The following is a 16,431-nucleotide window of genomic DNA, read 5'->3' on the forward strand; positions in this document are numbered from 1 at the left end:
TGTTCCTGCCGTCGCATGGATTGAACATGCAGGTGGCTTGACGGATCATGGCTCAGGATATGGATTTGGCGCTCAATGCCTACCGGCAGGGCGCGTTCGAAAAGGCTCTCGGTCATGCGCAGGCGGCAGTCAAGCAATTGGCGCGGGCCGGAAAAGCCGGACAGGCCGAAATGCTGGCCGCCAATATCTATCTGAAGCTCGGCCAGAAGATCGAGGCCGCGCAAGCCTTTGCCCGGTCGGCAGCGGCTTTGCCGGAAAAGCGTGCCGAGTTCCTGAAATTCGCCGCCAAGCTTTATCTGGCCGAGCGGCGCGTCGATCTGCTGGAAGGCATTGCTGTTGCCGCAGCGCGCGCCAATGCTGATGATGCGGGTTTTGTCGGCGAGATCGCCAATATGCTGCTGGGGGCGGGCATGCATCCGCCACTGGATGAATTGGTGCCGCTTCTCGATATGACCAATAACTGGCATTTGCAGATTGTCATCAACCATTACCAATTGACACGCAAACCGGACAAGCTGAAGCCGATCATCGAAAAGCGCTATTCGGAAAGCCCCGGGGACAGTTTTGTCGCGGTGAATTATTTCATGTTCTGCCGCTCCAGCCTGTTCTTTCCGGTGGCAAGACAATGGTTGGACATGATGAAAACGCCTGAAGATCCGTTGACGGCGGAGATCCTTTATCGTGATCAGCCTCTATCGCGCTGCTACTGGAGCGACGATCAGGCGGTGATCAACGGTCCTTGCGGCGGCACCGACATGCTTCAGCGCAATGTGGGCACTGTCATGCCACGGCGCGCGGTTCGCCCTTTGGGCGAAAAACTCAAGATCGGTTATCTCTCTTCGGATCTGACCATCCACGCCACCATGTATCTTCTTTACGATGTCTTTCTGGCCCATGACCGCAGCCGTTTCGACATTACTTTCTTTTGCCATACCCCGCCTGGGCAGGCCGCCATCCAGAAGACCTGGGACCCAGTGCTACAATCGGAAATTATCGCTGTCGGCCAGATGGACAATGACGGGATCGCCCAGGATATCAGCCGGCGCGGGATCGATATTCTCATCGATCTGAAGGGACACACGGCGGGCAACCGGCTTGCCGCTGTCGCTCTTTCGGATGCGCCGGTCAAGGCCAGCTGGATCGGCTATCCCGGCTCGGTGCACGGTGCGGGGCTGGATTATCACATAACAGACCCCATCGTCACACCCGACGATGCCAAGCCCTGGTTTGAGGAAAAACTCTGCCGCCTGCCGGAAACCTATCAGGGCAATTGCAGCCTGACCAAGCCGCGCCCCAAACCGTTGAAGCGGGCCGATCACGGGCTGCCGGAAGAGGTCTTTGTGTTTGCCTCTTTCAATTCTCCCGCCAAGATCAGTCCGCAAAGCATCACCCTGTGGGCCTCGATCATGAACGCCGTGCCGGATAGCCTGCTGTGGATATTGTGCAGCGGGCCGCAATTGCAGGCGAATTTCGCCGAGGAATTCGCTCGCCTCGGCATTGGCCGCGACCGTATCGTCTTTGCCCAAGGGGTCGATTATCCTGATCATCTCAGCCGGGTGGGCCTCGCCGATCTGGCGCTCGACACTTTCCCCTATAACGGCCATACCACGACCTCGGATCTGCTCTGGGGCGGCCTGCCGGTCCTGACGAAAAAGGGTCGTAGCTTTGCTGCGAGGGTGTCAGAAAGCCTGCTGACGGCTATCGGCCTGCCCGAACTGGTGGCGCGGGACGGTGAAGAGTTTGTCGAAAGGGCGGTAGAGTTCGCCGCTCACCCGGAAAAGATCGTCGCCCTGAAACAAAAGCTCGAAGCCAACCGCCTCAGGGAGCCTTTGTTCGACACCGAGCGCTTCACCCGGCATCTGGAACGCGCCTATGAGATGATGGCGGCGCGGGCCAGGGCAGGGCTTGCGCCCGACCATATCGACGTGCCGGCCCTGCCGATCCGGTCAATGTCTTTCTAAGTGCGCACAGCACTGTAAGACTCTTGCCAGCTTGTTTAGGGATGCGCCCTGTCGCATTCTGCGTTAATCAAACAGGGTCCCCAAACACGTAAGGCCTCGCCATCATGACCAATCCCATTACCGTTGAAGTCACCCGTGGAAACCGCGTCGAAAGCCGCCATCATGGCGTGGCCGTGGTGGTGGATGGGGATGGCCAGGTGGTGTTTTCCGCCGGAGATATCGAGGCGGGCGTGTTTCCGCGCTCGGCCTGCAAAGCCATGCAGGCCCTGCCTTTGGTGGAAAGTGGTGCTGCTGATGCCTATGGGTTCGGCGACAAGGAACTGGCGCTGGCCTGTTCCTCTCATTCCGGCGAGGACGAGCATGTGGTACTGGCGGCGCTGATGCTGGCTAGGGCCGGGCTGGATGTGGATGCGCTGGAATGCGGCGCTCATTGGTCTTTCGACCAGAAAACCCTGATCCATCAGGCCCGCACATTGGAAAAGCCGCAGGCGCTGCATAACAATTGCTCCGGTAAACATGCAGGTTTCGTCTGCGCCTGCGTACATGCTGGCTATCAGGTCGAAGGCTATGTGGAATACGACCACCCCCTGCAACGCGATATCCGGGCGACCATGGAAAGCCTGACAGGCGCCGTGCTGGACCGTGACCATTGCGGCACCGACGGATGCTCCATCCCGAGCTATGCAGTGCCGTTGAAGGCGCTGGCCCATGGTTTTGCCAGGATGGCGATGGGGCAGGGGCTGGAGCCGCTGCGCGCCAAGGCCTCCAGACGGCTGATCGATGCCTGCATGGCGGAGCCCTATTACGTGGCGGGGACAGCACGCGCCTGCACGAAGATGATGCAGGTCGCACCGGGGCAGATCTTCGCCAAGACCGGTGCTGAAGGTGTGTTCTGCGCCGTTCTGCCGCAACAGGGCCTGTCGATTGCGGTCAAGGCGGATGACGGCACGACGCGCGCCGCCGAAGCGATGGTGACGGCGCTGCTGGCCCGCTATTTCGAAAAGGATAGTCCCGAGCGGCTGGCGCTGCTGGCCATGGCCAACAAGCCGATGCACAATTGGAAAGGCCGCCATGTCGGTGATGTCAGGGTGACCGACGTGCTGTTTTCCTGATCTCTCGCGATTTCATATCCTGACGACGGCTCATGCCTGGAAAAGCGCGATCCCTGTCGCCTGATAGGGGGTAAGACGCTCCGCCTCCACACTGGGCCCGACGATCAATCCCGCCAGGGCTGGCAGTGGCAGAATCTGGCAGGGCGACAGTGTATCCAGTTTTTCCGAGGTCAGGCAGAGATAGGTTTCGGCACTGACCGAGGCGATTATCCGTTTGATCGCCGCTTCCTCCGCATCGCCAGTGGTGGCGCCATGCTGGGGGTGGACGGATGTCGCACCCAGGAAGAACAGATGCGGGCGCAGCCTTGCAATCGCTTCTGCCGCCACTGCACCCACCGCCACCATCGAATGCCGATAGAGCCGCCCGCCGATCAGGATGACCTCGATATCGCTGCGTCTTTCCAGCTCGACAGCAATGGTCGGGCTATGGGTCATCACCGTCAGGCCGAGATTTTGCGGCAGCAGCCGGGCAATTTCAGCATTGGTGGTGCCGCCATCCAGAAAGATCATCTGCCCCGGCTGAACCAGCGCTACGGCACGGGTTGCCAAAGCCTGTTTCTCGCTGCCCGCCCGGCTTTTTCGGGTCGAGAAATCCGGCAGATCCGGTGAAAGCGGCAGCGCACCGCCATGCACGCGCGCCAGCAATCCCGCTGCCGCCATGTCGCGCATGTCACGGCGAACGGTGTCCTCCGACAGGTCGAGTTCAGCGGCGAAATCCTTGGCGATCACCCGTCCGTCGCGTTGTAGCCGGGAGAGAATGAGAGCCTTGCGTTGATGAGTCAGCATTGCACGAAAATACCTGAAATTTCACATAACTACATATATTGACGATTTTGACTCGACTCTCAAGAGAAATCGTGCAGATTTGTGGATATTCGTGCAGTTTAATGGAGAGAGAAATGCTGATTTTGATTGCAGGCCCTTATCGCTCGGGGACCGGTGACGACCCGGTGAAAATGGCGGCCAATCTGAGGGCATTGGAGGCCCCGTCCTATGCGCTGTTTCAGGCGGGTCATGTGCCGATGATCGGGGAATGGGTGGCGCTGCCGATCTGGCATGCGGCCGGTGGCACGGATGTCGGCGACGCGCTCTATGAGGAGATTTTCCACCCGGTCGCGGGTCGGCTGCTGGCGCTTTGCGATGGTGTATTGCGCCTGCCCGGTGCTTCCAAAGGCGCCGACAACGATGTGCGGATTGCCAATGAGCGGGGTATTCCCGTCTGGACCCGGCTGGAGGATGTGCCCGATGTGGTCGTGTAATATGAGGAGGCGCGATAGCGAACCTTCGTAGAACAGACGAACCGAAGCCGGGCATTTGCCCGGTTTTGGCCGGTGATCATAAAGGAGGCGCAGTTGCAAATCCAATAGAACACATGAGCTAATGGATTCCCTCTATCTCCCATGCCACTGGATGACCCGGCATTACCCCGCAGGATTGCGGCGGTGACCGGCAGGAGCGATCAAATCGCAGTTTCTGCCAGGATTGTGGCCAGGATTGTGGAGAGAATAGGGGACAGATGTTGATGAGAAGAGTTTTGCACGGGCTTTTTAGTCTGGTGATTTTGTCAGGTCTGGTTTCATGCCAGACACCTCAGGAATCTGCCAGCAATGCGGAAATGACCTGTAGCGCGCAAGGTTTGAAGCCCGGAACGGCGCGTTATCGGAAATGTGTCGGGGCGACCTATCAAAGCAATCGCATGCAGGCCAAGCAGGCTGAAAGCAATGTGGCTGCCGGCGCAGCAATCGGCGTCCTCGGAGGGGCTGTTCTTGGTGCCAGCCTGGACAACCGGCACCATTACTATCGTCGCTGCGGACCTTGGGGCTGCTATTATTAAAGCATTTCTAGCAAAAGTGCGAAGCGGTTTTGGCAATCGGAAATGCGTTGGGAAAAGAGCTATTTCCAGCAAAAGCACGTAAGCTCTGGCCACCGGAAATCTGCCGAGAGCCAGAGCTTAGTAGCATCACATCGGCGGTACGACGCCCTTGGTGCCGACCACCACGCGGCTTGAAGCAATTGTGCCGTCCTCGGCTTTTTCGGCGTTGACGAACACGGTGGCGCCGCTCTTCAGGTCGGCTTCGACAGCGGGAGCGAAGGTGACGATGGGCGTGCCCTCGGGAATGGAGATGGTTTTTTCGCCGCCCTTATAGGTCAGGGTCAGGGTCGGGCCATCGACGGCTTTGACGGCATTGGCCACGGTGGCATTGGTCATCGTGCTGCCGGGCTGAAGATCCCAGGGGCGGCTGCCTTCGCCGGTGCCTTTCATGGCGGCGGGAAAGATCACCACTTCCAGCGCATTGTTACCGCCATCCGATTTGGGAGCCGAGGCAATACCAACGAAATCGCCGGGCTTGATCGCCTCGGCGGAAGCCTTGGCGACGCTGGAGATTTTCCAGCCGTCCTTCAGGGCAATCTTCGCGGTTTCCCCCTCGCGGGTCTTGACCGTCAGCACCTTGCCCTCAAAGCTTTCGACCGTGCCGCGAATGCGCAACGCTTCCGCCGCCTCAGCGCTCATGCCAATACCCAGCGCCAGAAAGCCGCCTGCGAGAAGAGAGAGGGTTGTTTTCGATCGTACCATTGTCGTTCGTAGCATGGTGCTGCTTTCTGTTGAGCCTTTGGCAGGGTTGGTTGGCAACCTGTCGAGATATCCTAACAGATCTGTTCGCGGCCGCTGCTCTTTCAAGGCGCGGACACGAATAGTTGAGAGCAGGCGTTGGTGTCGGCTACTTGACCGGTTCGGCAGTTGCCACGGCGCCCGGCGCACGGCGGCAGCCGGAAAACACATCGAGGGCGGGATTGTACACTTTGGTCGACACATCCATCAGGCCCAGCACGCTGTGGAACAGATTGTCATGGGAGCGCGGTTCGGCTGTGGTTTTTGCCAGGCAGCCCCGGTCGTATCCGGCATCCTTGGCCAGATCGTCGGCCAGCCAGAACAGCAGCGGCACATGGGTCTGTTCGGTTGGCGCCACCATATAGGGCATGCCATGCAGGTAGATACCGTTTTCGCCGAGCGACTCGCCATGGTCAGACAAATAGACGACGGCGCCAGCCAACGTGCCGGACCGTTGTTTCAGCGTGTCGATCACCTCGGCAACGATATGGTCGGTATAGAGAATGGTGTTGTCATAGGCGTTGCGGATTTCCTGCGGGCTGCATTTGCCAAAATCATTGGCGCGGCAATCCGGCTGGAACTTGCGAAACTCCTCCGGATAGCGGGCGTAGTAGGCAGGGCCGTGGCTGCCCAGCTGATGCAGCACCAGCACGCTATCGCCCTTGATCCCGTCAAGCCAGCCGTTCAGCTTGTCGGTCAGGATCCCATCCAGACATTCGCCGTCCTTGCAAAAACGCGGATCGGCTGACGGCGGCAGGAACGTATAGGGCACCCGGTCGGCGACATTGTAATGGCCTGTGTCATTGTCCAGCCAGGTGACGGAGACCTTGGCATAGCCCAGCACGTCCAGCAGGTTCTGCCGCTCGGCGGCCTTGCGGTGGCTATAGCTTGCCCGTGTGAGGTCGGAGAACATGCAGGGGATGGAGACGGCAGTTGCCGTGCCGCAGCTGGTCGTGTTGCTGAAATAGGTCACGCCCCGGGCTTTTAGCTGTGGATTGGTGTCGCGCTGATAGCCGCCTAGCGAGAAATTCGCCGCCCGTGCGGTTTCCCCGGCAACGATGACAGTGACGCGCGGCTTGGTGAGGGCGGCGGTATTGATCCGGTGGGCGTCGGTGCCAATCGGTTGGGCGACGATATTCCGATCCCGGTTGGCGTCGATGGTATAGCGCACGGCATTGGCAATCGGCAGGAACGGGTTCAACCGGTCGAGGATATCGTTATGGGCGCGCCCAACGCCTGCAAAGGTCCGGTAATCGCTAAAGGCGGAGGCGGCAAACACCGCGATGCAGGCGATGATGATACCAGCATTATGGGCAAGCTTGCTGAGGAAGGGCCGGTGGCGAACCCGCAGCCAGACGATCAGCAGCGAGGGCAAAAGACCGGTTAGAACCACATGCATCATAAAACGCGGCGTCAGCAGATGGGCCGTCTCCGCTCCGGTCGAAACCGCCGCATTGCGGATCATTTCCCGGTCGATGATCGTGCCGAACTGGTCGGTAAACCAGGAGGCTAGCGAGGCGGTGATCACCAGGAAGATCAGCACCGGTTTTACCAGGTATTTTGCTGAGAACAGCGTGAGGATCGCCAGGCACATGGCGGAAATGCCGAGCGCAAACAGGCCGAAGGCCAATGGCGAGGTATCGGCCAGATAGCTATGCGCCTTGATCCAGAACTTGGTGTTGGTGACCGCCAGCAGATAGGCCGTGGTAACGACGCACAGCGTCACGCTGCCGATCTGTGGTCTTGATCTGAAGAGGCTGGCTTTTCCGGCACGATAACTCAAGCAATATCCTCCACATGACAGTTTTATGTCGGTCGCATGGCACGCAGTCCTGACAGTAAGCTGAACATTGGAAAATACTAAATAACGATTTCAGGCGCTAGAAGCTAACCTTTCCACAGAATGTATTGGCGGAAAAAGCAATTTCAGGTTGTTTTTAGGGGTAGAGGCTGGCACCACCTGCTGGTGAGCCACTATCGGACCTGTCAGAGCTCCAGCCGCATCAGGATCTGCGGCCCGGCCTTGCCGCCCAGATAGGTTTGGCCGGTATCCTGCCAGCCGCTTTTTGTGTAAAGGCCGATCGCCGCCGGATTGCGCAGATTGACAGTGAGAAAACAGTGTCTGGCCGGATAATGGCGGGCGAGATAGGCGGGTAGCGCAGCCATGGCTGCCTTGCCATAGCCTTTTCCCTGAAATTGGCTGCCGACGATCAGCGCCCGCAGGCCGAGATCGCCGGGCTGGAAACCCTGCTCCGCCAAGTCAAAGCCGGTGAGCCGGGTATTATAGTCCCTGTCGATCTTGAAGAAGCAGACAGGGCCATCGCTGACACTGCCGATGTGAAAATCCACCGTTTGATCGCCGTCGTCGATAACGTTTTCGATGGGCCCGGCAAACATCTGCTGCTCCGGCGGCAAAGCCAGATGCAGCACGCGGGCGCTGTCGTTTCGCGCCAGCGGCGCCAGGGTCAGAGCCGGGTGCATCGATTACTCCGCAGCCCGCCTTTCCCACATGGCCTTGAAGGCCGGGCGGCTCTGGCAGCGGTCAAGCCAGGCACTGACGCTCGGATGGGCGTCCATCACCGGCGTATAAGGCTGGGCGTAGCGAACGATTTCGGCGAGATTGATGTCAGCCACCGTGAAACGGTCGGAAACGGCGAATTCCTTGGCCGAGAAATGCTTTTCCAGCACGGCCATCGGCCTCTTTAGCAACCGGGCGGCTGCTGCTGCTTCCGATTGACCGGCTTCGCTGTCCAACCGGCCATCCATGGCAATCCGGGATATTTTCAGCGCATTGCCTTCGATTTCGGTGGCAGCAAACAGCGACCACTGCATCATCAGCGCGTCTTCCTCCAGATCCTTCGGACCGATCTCGCCGCCATATTGCTTGGCAAGGTAGAGGGTGATGGCAAGCGATTCGAACAGAACCAACCCGTCATCTTCAATGGCCGGAATGGCCCCGAACGGATTGATCGCCAGAAAGGCTGGCGACTGGGTGTTGATCGGCGCATCCGGTGCCAGTGGATTGTCCAGCTTCACCGCCTGCAGAACCGGGATATGATCGAAGGCCAGTTCCAGCTCTTCCGCAAGCCATATGACGCGCGTGGCGCGGGATTTATAGCAGCCATAGACTTTCAACATCGGAGTCTCCCAAGGGTGATTTGGAGGTGAGGCTATCCTTGAAATGCAGCCTTGGGAAGCACGGGATTGACACTGAAAACAATTTGCTTCTATCACTCTTAACAGGGTCCGCAGTTCACCCAGACATCACCGCTCCTGCAAAGGAGAGCTAAACCTGCATCATCTAAGATCCACGGCACGCTTTATGCGCCCGCTGGCAGGACGGTGGTTACCGGCATTGCATGGGCGCATCTATCGAAGGATAAAGCGATGTCGCGTCTGACTTACCCATATGAAATCACAGATATTTCCGATCTTGCCCGCAGTCTTGGCCGTGAGCTCCAGAAGCATGGCGGAGCGCCCGGCCATGTCGAGCTTCTCAATATGCTCGCCCGCGCCTCAGGCCACGCCAACTTCCAGCACTGGAAAGCGTCACGTGCGGCCCAGGCAAGGCTGGCTCTGCCAAAGGCCGCCGATCCGCCGGTCGATTATCGGCTTGTCGAGGCAGTGGCGCGCTGCTTCGATGACAAGGGCGTGCTGATCCGCTGGCCATCGAAAACCAGCCATCAGCGGTTGAGCCTGTGGAAGCTTTGGGCGGCCTTTCCCGCCGACAGGGATCTGCCGGAAGTGGAGGTCAATGCGTTGCTCAAAAGCCTGAACGGCTTTGGCGACCATGTCTTGCTGCGTCGGGAAATGGTCAACAACAGGCTGTTGTCGCGCACGCTGGATTGCCGCCTCTACCGGCGGGTGGAAAGGCGTCCGCCGTCGGACGCCCTGGCCTTGATCGGCCTGTGACGGCGGCCCAGGCCACCGTCTTTGTCGGCAAGCTGCGTCAATAACCCTTGGCGGAACCGGCGACGGCCCGGGTGTCGATGGCGCCGAAATAGCCGGATGCCTTGTCTGCGGCCTTGGCAATGTCAGAGACGCTCTTGCCGCCGACCAGAATGCCGGCGGCCTGGCCCCAGACCGGGCCGTCATTGCCGCCATCCAGCGTATAGCCCATGTCCTTCAGCTTCTGGAGCGTATCGGGCGACAGGGCATAAGGCTCGTAATAGATCTTGTCCGGCTGCCATTGATGATGAATGCGCGGCGCGTTGACGGCGGCAGAAATATCCATGCCGAAATCCACCACATTGAGGATCGCTTCCAACGTGATGGTGATGATGCGCGAGCCGCCGGGGCTGCCAATCACCATGAACGGCTTGCCATCCTTGGTGACGATGGTCGGGCTCATCGAGGAGAGCGGCGTTTTCTTCGGGGCAATCGCATTGGCCTCGCCCTGCACCAACCCGTAGAGATTGGCCACACCGGGCTTTGAGGTGAAATCGTCCATCTCGTTGTTGAGCAGAATACCGGTGCCGGGGGCCACGACGCCCGCCCCGAACGAACCGTTCAGCGTATAGGTGACGGACACCGCATTGCCCTGACCGTCGATGATTGAATATTGCGTGGTCTCGGTGCTTTCCTTGCCCCCGAACGGTTTCAGATTGGCGGATTGACCTGCTTTGCCGGGGGTAATTTTGGCGCGGATCTCGGCGGCATAGGCCTTGTCCAGCATTTTAGGCAGCGGATTGTTGACGAAGTCAGGATCGCCCAGCGCCGCATTGCGATCAACATAGGCATAGCGCATTGCCTCGACCATCTGGTGGACTGTAGAGGCTGCGCCATAGCCCTGTTCAGCCAGCGGATAGGCCTCCAGAATATTGAGGATTTCGCAGATGATCACCCCGCCCGACGATGGCGGCGGCGAGGAGATGATATGGTAGCCGCGATAATCACACTCGACCGGCTTGAGTTCGCGCACCGCGTAGGTCTCGAAATCGGCGGCGGTCAAGATGCCCCGGCCATCGGCGCTGGCCTTGGCAATCGCCTGGGCGGGCATGCCCTTGTAGAAAGCGTCAGGGCCTTTTTCGGCAATGCTGGCCAGCACATGGGCCAGATCGGGCTGTTTCAGCACTTCGCCTGCGCCATAGGGCGCGCCATCGGCTTTCAGGAAGATTTTCGCCGCCGCCGGGTCTTTTGCCAACCGCTTGGCACCACCGGCCAGAATGGCGGCATCGCCCTGATTGAGCGTGAATCCGTCACGGGCCAGCGCAATCGCCGGACCGATCAAGGCGGCGCGGTCCTTGGTACCGTATTTTTCCCGCGCCAATTCCAGCCCCTTGACGGTGCCGGGCACACCGACGGCCAGATAACCATCCAGGCTGGCGCGCGGCACGATCTCGCCCTTGTCGTCGAGATACATGTCCTTCTTGGCGGCCAGCGGCGCCTTTTCACGGAAATCGATGAAATCGGTACTGCCATCTTTCAGCCGGATGGTCATGAAGCCACCGCCGCCGATATTGCCAGCGGTCGGATAGGTCACCGCCAGCGCATAGCCGACGGCCACTGCGGCATCGACAGCATTGCCGCCGGATTTCAGCACCGCAACGCCGATATCGGTGGCCAGATGTTGAGCCGTGACCACCATGCCGTTTCGGCCTTCGACCGGGGCAGGCGAGGCGGCATGAAGCGATGTCATCGGCGCAAGCACCAGTACCAGCGCTGTCAACAGGCTCGATGATGGGAACAACCAAGATCTGGAGCGGAACATAATCATGAAAACGACCTCTGGAGCACAACAGGTTTTTGTTTGTCTTTTCGGAAAAATCGGATTTCCCTTTTCCGGGACACAATATTGGCCGAAAGAGAATACGGTCATCCAGCGAGGTCGAAAGGTATCACCCATAACGGATCTTGCAACCACGGCAACGGCAAGATCAGACCGATTTTCAGATCGATCGTTTCATGCGCACCCGACGTCATGCAAAACCGGCGGCAATCTGAGGTATGACTGGAAGGCGCCCCTTCGTATTAAATCTTATCTCCGGCCTCTTTGGCCAGTATCGTTCCCCGGCATTCCAGCCCACAGATGAAGCGGTCGAACAGGGTTTCGAATGTTATGATGTCGTCAGCGCTCCAGTCTTCCACGGTCTGGCCAATCACCTCGCGGCGCACAGTGTCGAAGTGATGCAACAATTCCTCGCCGATTGGCGTCAGGGTTACGATGGTGCGCCGGGCATCGGCCTGTGACGCCTCGCGCCGTAGGGCGCCGCGCCGGACGAGATCGGCCACGACGCGGCTTGCCCGCGATGGATCGATGCGCATCTGCTCGGCAATCACCCCGACGGTCACTTCCTGGCCACGCGCGGCATGGGAAACCACCTTCACCACATCGAAATGCGAAAGCTCCATGCCGTGGCCCTCGCTCATCCGGCTGAGCGCTATGCGCGACATGAAGCGGCGGCCCATCATCATCCGCAGCCGGGCCATGGTCTGGGAAATGCCGTCCAAAGCATTTTCGACGCCCGCAGGGGCTTGCTCACCAACAAGATCGGCACCCAGGGCGGTTGCGTGTTCGGCGCGGTCTTGAGGTTGGGTCATGCGCAAGCCAGTGCAGATCGGAGTTCACGAAAATATGTGCTTTTATCATATATGTGCAGATTGACAATAAAATGCAATATATGCTTTTATCACATATATGACAAGAGCAATGAACCGTCCGTTTTTCGCTCGTTCGGACCATAGCACCCCAGACAATCGAGCCTTTGCAACTCCTTCAGCCTTGCAACCAAAGAGATTTCCGCATGGATACTGCCCTGTCCGATCCGGCTGTCGCTCCCAAGACGGTCGAGCCGCCCCCCTTCCAGTCGCTGGTGCCTGATCCGCGCCTACGGATGATGTTGTTTCTGTTCCTGATGACGGCGCTGTTCATGGCGACGCTGGACAATCAGATCGTTTCCACGGCATTGCCGACCATCGTTGGCGAGTTTGGCCAGCTGGAGCGGTTCGGCTGGGTGGGGTCGGCCTATCTTCTGGCCATGAGCGCGGTCATGCCGCTCTACGGCAAGCTGGGCGATCTGTTTGGCCGCAAATATGTGATGATGACGGCCATCGCGATTTTTACCGTTGGCTCGCTGATTTGCGGCTCGGCCGTTTCGATGAACACGCTGATTGCCGCACGGGTGCTGCAAGGGCTTGGCGGCGGCGGCATCATGGTGTCGATCTTTTCCGTCAATGCCGACCTGTTCGAGCCGCGGGTGCGGGCTCGTTATCAGAGCTATTCCAGCCTGGTGCTGATGGCATCAGGCGCGGTCGGCCCCACATTGGGCGGCACGATGAGCGACCTGTTCGGCTGGCGGTCAATCTTTCTCGTCAACCTGCCGATTGGCATTCTGGTGCTGGTCGGTCTTGGCCTCTATCTGCCCTATCGCAAGCCGCATCGGCGTCCGAAAATCGACTATGCCGGGGCGCTGCTGCTGGCCTGTGCTGTGACCAGCGTGGTGTTCTGGGCCGATAGCGGCCAGATTTTCGGTTCACTGGTGGCACCGGGAAGCCTCGGCGTCGTTGCCTTCGGCCTGGTCTGCGCCGTGCTGTTCGTGCAGGTGGAAAAGCGGGCCGCAGAACCAATGGTGCCGATCAGCCTGATGCGCAATTCCACCGCCCGGCTGTTGTGGATCATATCACTCGCCAGCGGTGCTGTCGGCATCGGTTCGGTCAATTACGTTGCGCTCTATCTGCAAACCACCACCGGGCTGTCGCCGACGCTGGCTGGTCTGTTGTTCATTGCGGTAACCGGTGGCATCGCCATAGGTTCGCTTAGCAGCGGACGGCTGATTTCCTCGACAGGTCGCTACAAGATTTTCGGTATCATCGGCGGCGCGGGCAGCTGCATTGCCTTTATCCTGTTCAGTCAATTGCCTGTTGGCACGCCGATCACGGTGATTGGCGTGCTGATGCTGATGCATGGCATCAGCGTCGGTATCGGCCAACAAATCCCGGTGATTGGCGTGCAGAATGCCGTGGCCCAGAAGGATGTCGGGGCGGCGACCGGCACGGTGACGCTGACCCGCATGGGCGGTGCCTCCATCGCCATTTCCATCTATGGTGCGGTGCTGTCGGCCTTCATGACTGGCGGTGCAGCAATCCCTGGCGTCAGTAATATCGAAAGCCTGACACCGGCGGCCATTGCGGCGCTAGACCCGGCAGCCCGCGCAGCGGTCTCGGCCACCTATGCCCATGCGTTCGGGCCGGTATTCATCAGCATGGCGTTGATCATTGGCTGCGGCTTCATCGCATCCTGCTGCCTGAAAAACGTCCGGTTGCCGACCGGCGGGGCCCCGAAACCGGTGGAGGCCGTGGCGGAGTGATTTGCCCGGTATAAGGGTGCTATGCTACCACAGAGCAAAGCACTCTTTGGTAGCATAGCGAGCATGGCCCCGGTACACCGCATAATTTTCGCCCTTGCGGCTGCTGTTTTGCTGGCCCTCTCCCTTACCGTCTCCACTTTGGCGGAGGAGCCTTTTACCGCCCGTGATCCGGGCTTTCTGGGCGATGAGGATGCGGCGCGGATCGTCGAAAAAGTCGGCGATCTGGAAAAGGGGCTGGGGGATGAAGCGGTTCTGGCCGGGCATTTCGCCGGTCTGGTCTCCCCGCCGGAAGAAACGGCCATCCTGCACCAGTTGACGGGCAATGTCCCGGGTCTGGCCTATATTCTACCGGTCATTCATGGTGAGGTGCGCGGCACGCTGATCGACATGCGTTTTACGGATAAGGCGGCGGCGGATCGTTTTCGCCAAAAGCTTGCCCAGGCTTTTGGTCCGTCTGATCCGGCCTGTAGCGATGATACCCACGCCTATTGGGCAGCTCACCGGGACCACTCGCTTGCCTTGCGGACCGATGTCTATGAGACGGAAACCATCGCGCAATTGACGCTGTTTGCGTCGGCCCCTCCGGATGCCAATTGCACGATCAATTCCGCGCCGCCCAATGCGCTGGTGGACAAAGCGGCTTTGGCGGCATTGTTTGCCCGGCTGAAGAGTGAGCCGCCGCCATGGACCAACGCGGACGCCATGGCGGCCTGGCTGAAGCCCTATGGTGAAAGCGCCATTGAAAGGCCGGACAATTGCGCGGCGCAACTGGATATCGCCAGACCGCAGCAGCAGCTTGGCGGCATTGGCACATTCTCAGCCAGTCTGCGCCTTTGTCCCGTCTCCAGGTTCGGCAAACCGTCCAGCCTTTTCCTGTCCACCGGCGAAAACGACTTGTTCGGCTCTCGCAAGGCGCAAGAGGCGCTGGAAGCCACTTTCGGCCCCCGCCATGCGCAATGCAGTGGCGAGGGCCGGGAGGTTTGGGTGGTCAGTCCCGAAGTAACCGCAGTTCTCAGCCGGGTCTACCCTTCTTCCGGGGTGCTGATCGTCAATGCGCCGGTCACAGCGCTGGCCGATTGCCGGGAATGAGGAACGCGCCTGCCGGTGGCAGGCCTCACTTCACCTCGATGACAAAATCCTCACGGGCGCGGCGGACTTTTGTGCGCCACATATGGCGCATGGCGCCGTAACACACATCGCAGGAGCCGATGTGCGAGTCCTCCGATTCTTGCCGTCGATGGTACCCGTAGAAAGAGCCGGAGGTCTATGTGTGCATTTCGGAAATCAACGATCAGTTGTGAATTTTAAATCTAAGATTGAAATGATTTATAATAATAATTTATAGTTGTAATCGTGAGAATCCTCGCTAAAAAGTGCGCCCATGCATTCTTGAGTGGAGCTGAAAAGTGATTGAATAAAAAAGAAGTTTTTCAAGTTCTCAGACCTATTTTTGGACCGCTGCAACATTGTCAGCTGTTCGAAAGACAATGGGGGACTATGGGTTTCACGAAATCGTCCCGTCAGTTCTGTCGCGTGAGCTTGAGCCGGGCGCGTTCCACTCCTATGCCGTTATCGGTGACCGGTTGCGGCCCGATGTCAAGAAGCTTGCTTCTCACGACATTGAACGACAGGTGACTGTGACGGGAAAAGAAGCATATTATCTTCCTGTCAGTCATAATTTTGAAAAGCAGCAAGCTACAGAGTTTCTAAATAAAGTTTACTGCCTTGCCCCATGTGTTCGTCTTCTTCAGGAGGGGGAGGCGGTATCTCGCAAGCATCTGAACACATTCTTTCAGGTCGAAGTCGAGTGGAAGACGGAATCGATGGAAGATGTCTTCATGACAGCAGAACAGCTTTTGGTGGGTGTTGCGGCATATCTGTCCTCTAACGCCGCTGTTATGACTGATGTCAATACGGTAGACTCGCACGACCACATAGCCGCTATCCAGCGTGGTGCCTTTCCCCGAATTACATTTGCTGAGGCGCTTCGACTTGTCGGTGCGCAAAAGGGGCGACAAACGGATCTCACCTTTGATGAAGATCAAAATCTGAGCAAGAAATTCGACCGGCCCTTCTGGATTTACAATTATCCGAAAGGTGTTCGTGATGCCGTCTATCACGAAAACGCTGAAGGCAATTATGACACCTACGACCTTATGTTGCCATTTGGTTACGGAGAGTTGGCAACGGGAGGAATTCGCCCAAAAACGGGTGATGCAATTCTGGCGCAGTCGGTTGGCAATTTGGGAGAGTCCAAGGAAAGCCTAACCCATGGTCACGCTGAATGGAAACGTACGCGTCAGATCCAGACCGCGGGATTTGGTATCGGATTCGAGCGCCTTCTTCGTTTCATTTCTGGCTCGCGTACGGTCCTAGACTTTGTGCAGCCGCATGATCATGGCCCCAACCGCAATATCCCCGGCATGAAGTGACGGGTGGCT

General features: G+C 58.7%; 14 protein-coding genes. 7 read left to right on the top strand and 7 right to left on the bottom strand.

Annotation, left to right across the window (positions count from 1 at the left end):
• Positions 1-47 precede the first annotated feature (47 nt).
• On the top strand, positions 48-1,961 hold the full coding sequence (locus AVCG78_RS02485; protein ID WP_071584846.1) for an O-linked N-acetylglucosamine transferase, SPINDLY family protein: 1,914 nt from the start codon (positions 48-50) through the stop codon (positions 1,959-1,961).
• 104 nt (positions 1,962-2,065) lie between these two features.
• Positions 2,066-3,073, top strand: coding sequence for an asparaginase (locus tag AVCG78_RS02490; RefSeq protein WP_071202730.1), 1,008 nt, complete (start codon positions 2,066-2,068; stop codon positions 3,071-3,073).
• Positions 3,074-3,103: 30 nt separating this feature from the next.
• Here AVCG78_RS02490 and AVCG78_RS02495 read toward each other — a convergent pair whose 3' ends face one another.
• Positions 3,104-3,859 carry a DeoR/GlpR family DNA-binding transcription regulator gene (locus AVCG78_RS02495; protein ID WP_071584847.1) on the bottom strand — a complete coding sequence of 252 codons (756 nt, stop codon included), beginning with the start codon at positions 3,857-3,859 and terminating at the stop codon, positions 3,104-3,106.
• 113 nt (positions 3,860-3,972) lie between these two features.
• Between AVCG78_RS02495 and AVCG78_RS02500 the strand changes: the two genes are divergently transcribed.
• Positions 3,973-4,332: a DUF4406 domain-containing protein gene (locus tag AVCG78_RS02500; RefSeq protein WP_071202734.1), complete on the top strand. Its 360-nt coding sequence runs from the start codon at positions 3,973-3,975 to the stop codon at positions 4,330-4,332.
• A gap of 701 nt (positions 4,333-5,033) precedes the next feature.
• Here the strand turns inward: AVCG78_RS02500 and AVCG78_RS02505 are convergent.
• The 4 genes from AVCG78_RS02505 to AVCG78_RS02520 form a co-directional block, all read right to left on the bottom strand.
• Entirely contained in the window at positions 5,034-5,648 is a 615-nt protein-coding gene (locus AVCG78_RS02505) for a hypothetical protein (RefSeq protein WP_234665088.1), read from the bottom strand.
• A 145-nt stretch (positions 5,649-5,793) separates the two neighbouring features.
• Positions 5,794-7,467, bottom strand: coding sequence for a phosphoethanolamine transferase (locus AVCG78_RS02510; RefSeq protein ID WP_071584848.1), 1,674 nt, complete (start codon positions 7,465-7,467; stop codon positions 5,794-5,796).
• 203 nt (positions 7,468-7,670) lie between these two features.
• Positions 7,671-8,165 carry a GNAT family N-acetyltransferase gene (locus AVCG78_RS02515; protein ID WP_071202741.1) on the bottom strand — a complete coding sequence of 165 codons (495 nt, stop codon included), beginning with the start codon at positions 8,163-8,165 and terminating at the stop codon, positions 7,671-7,673.
• A 3-nt stretch (positions 8,166-8,168) separates the two neighbouring features.
• Positions 8,169-8,822: a glutathione S-transferase family protein gene (locus AVCG78_RS02520; protein ID WP_071202743.1), complete on the bottom strand. Its 654-nt coding sequence runs from the start codon at positions 8,820-8,822 to the stop codon at positions 8,169-8,171.
• 249 nt (positions 8,823-9,071) lie between these two features.
• On the opposite strand from AVCG78_RS02520, the gene AVCG78_RS02525 reads away from it, so the two are divergent.
• On the top strand, positions 9,072-9,596 hold the full coding sequence (locus AVCG78_RS02525) for a DUF2087 domain-containing protein (protein WP_071202745.1): 525 nt from the start codon (positions 9,072-9,074) through the stop codon (positions 9,594-9,596).
• Positions 9,597-9,633: 37 nt separating this feature from the next.
• Here AVCG78_RS02525 and ggt read toward each other — a convergent pair whose 3' ends face one another.
• Positions 9,634-11,400, bottom strand: a complete 1,767-nt coding sequence (ggt, locus tag AVCG78_RS02530) for a gamma-glutamyltransferase (protein ID WP_174089642.1) — start codon at positions 11,398-11,400, stop codon at positions 9,634-9,636.
• A gap of 254 nt (positions 11,401-11,654) precedes the next feature.
• Positions 11,655-12,224: a MarR family winged helix-turn-helix transcriptional regulator gene (locus tag AVCG78_RS02535; RefSeq protein ID WP_234665087.1), complete on the bottom strand. Its 570-nt coding sequence runs from the start codon at positions 12,222-12,224 to the stop codon at positions 11,655-11,657.
• A 293-nt stretch (positions 12,225-12,517) separates the two neighbouring features.
• Here AVCG78_RS02535 and AVCG78_RS02540 point away from each other — a divergent pair, with 293 nt between their 5' ends.
• The 3 genes from AVCG78_RS02540 to AVCG78_RS02550 all read left to right on the top strand — a co-directional run bounded on the left by AVCG78_RS02540 (position 12,518) and on the right by AVCG78_RS02550 (position 16,422).
• Positions 12,518-13,990: an MDR family MFS transporter gene (locus AVCG78_RS02540; RefSeq protein ID WP_071202964.1), complete on the top strand. Its 1,473-nt coding sequence runs from the start codon at positions 12,518-12,520 to the stop codon at positions 13,988-13,990.
• Positions 13,991-14,053: 63 nt separating this feature from the next.
• A complete protein-coding gene (locus tag AVCG78_RS02545) occupies positions 14,054-15,079 on the top strand; it encodes a hypothetical protein (RefSeq protein WP_071202747.1) in 1,026 nt (341 codons plus the stop codon).
• Positions 15,080-15,477: 398 nt separating this feature from the next.
• Positions 15,478-16,422, top strand: coding sequence for an amino acid--tRNA ligase-related protein (locus AVCG78_RS02550; RefSeq protein WP_156582902.1), 945 nt, complete (start codon positions 15,478-15,480; stop codon positions 16,420-16,422).
• Positions 16,423-16,431 lie beyond the last annotated feature (9 nt).

The organism is Gillisella vitis (genome assembly GCF_021559775.1).
Taxonomy (GTDB): Bacteria; Pseudomonadota; Alphaproteobacteria; order Rhizobiales; family Rhizobiaceae; genus Allorhizobium; species Allorhizobium ampelinum.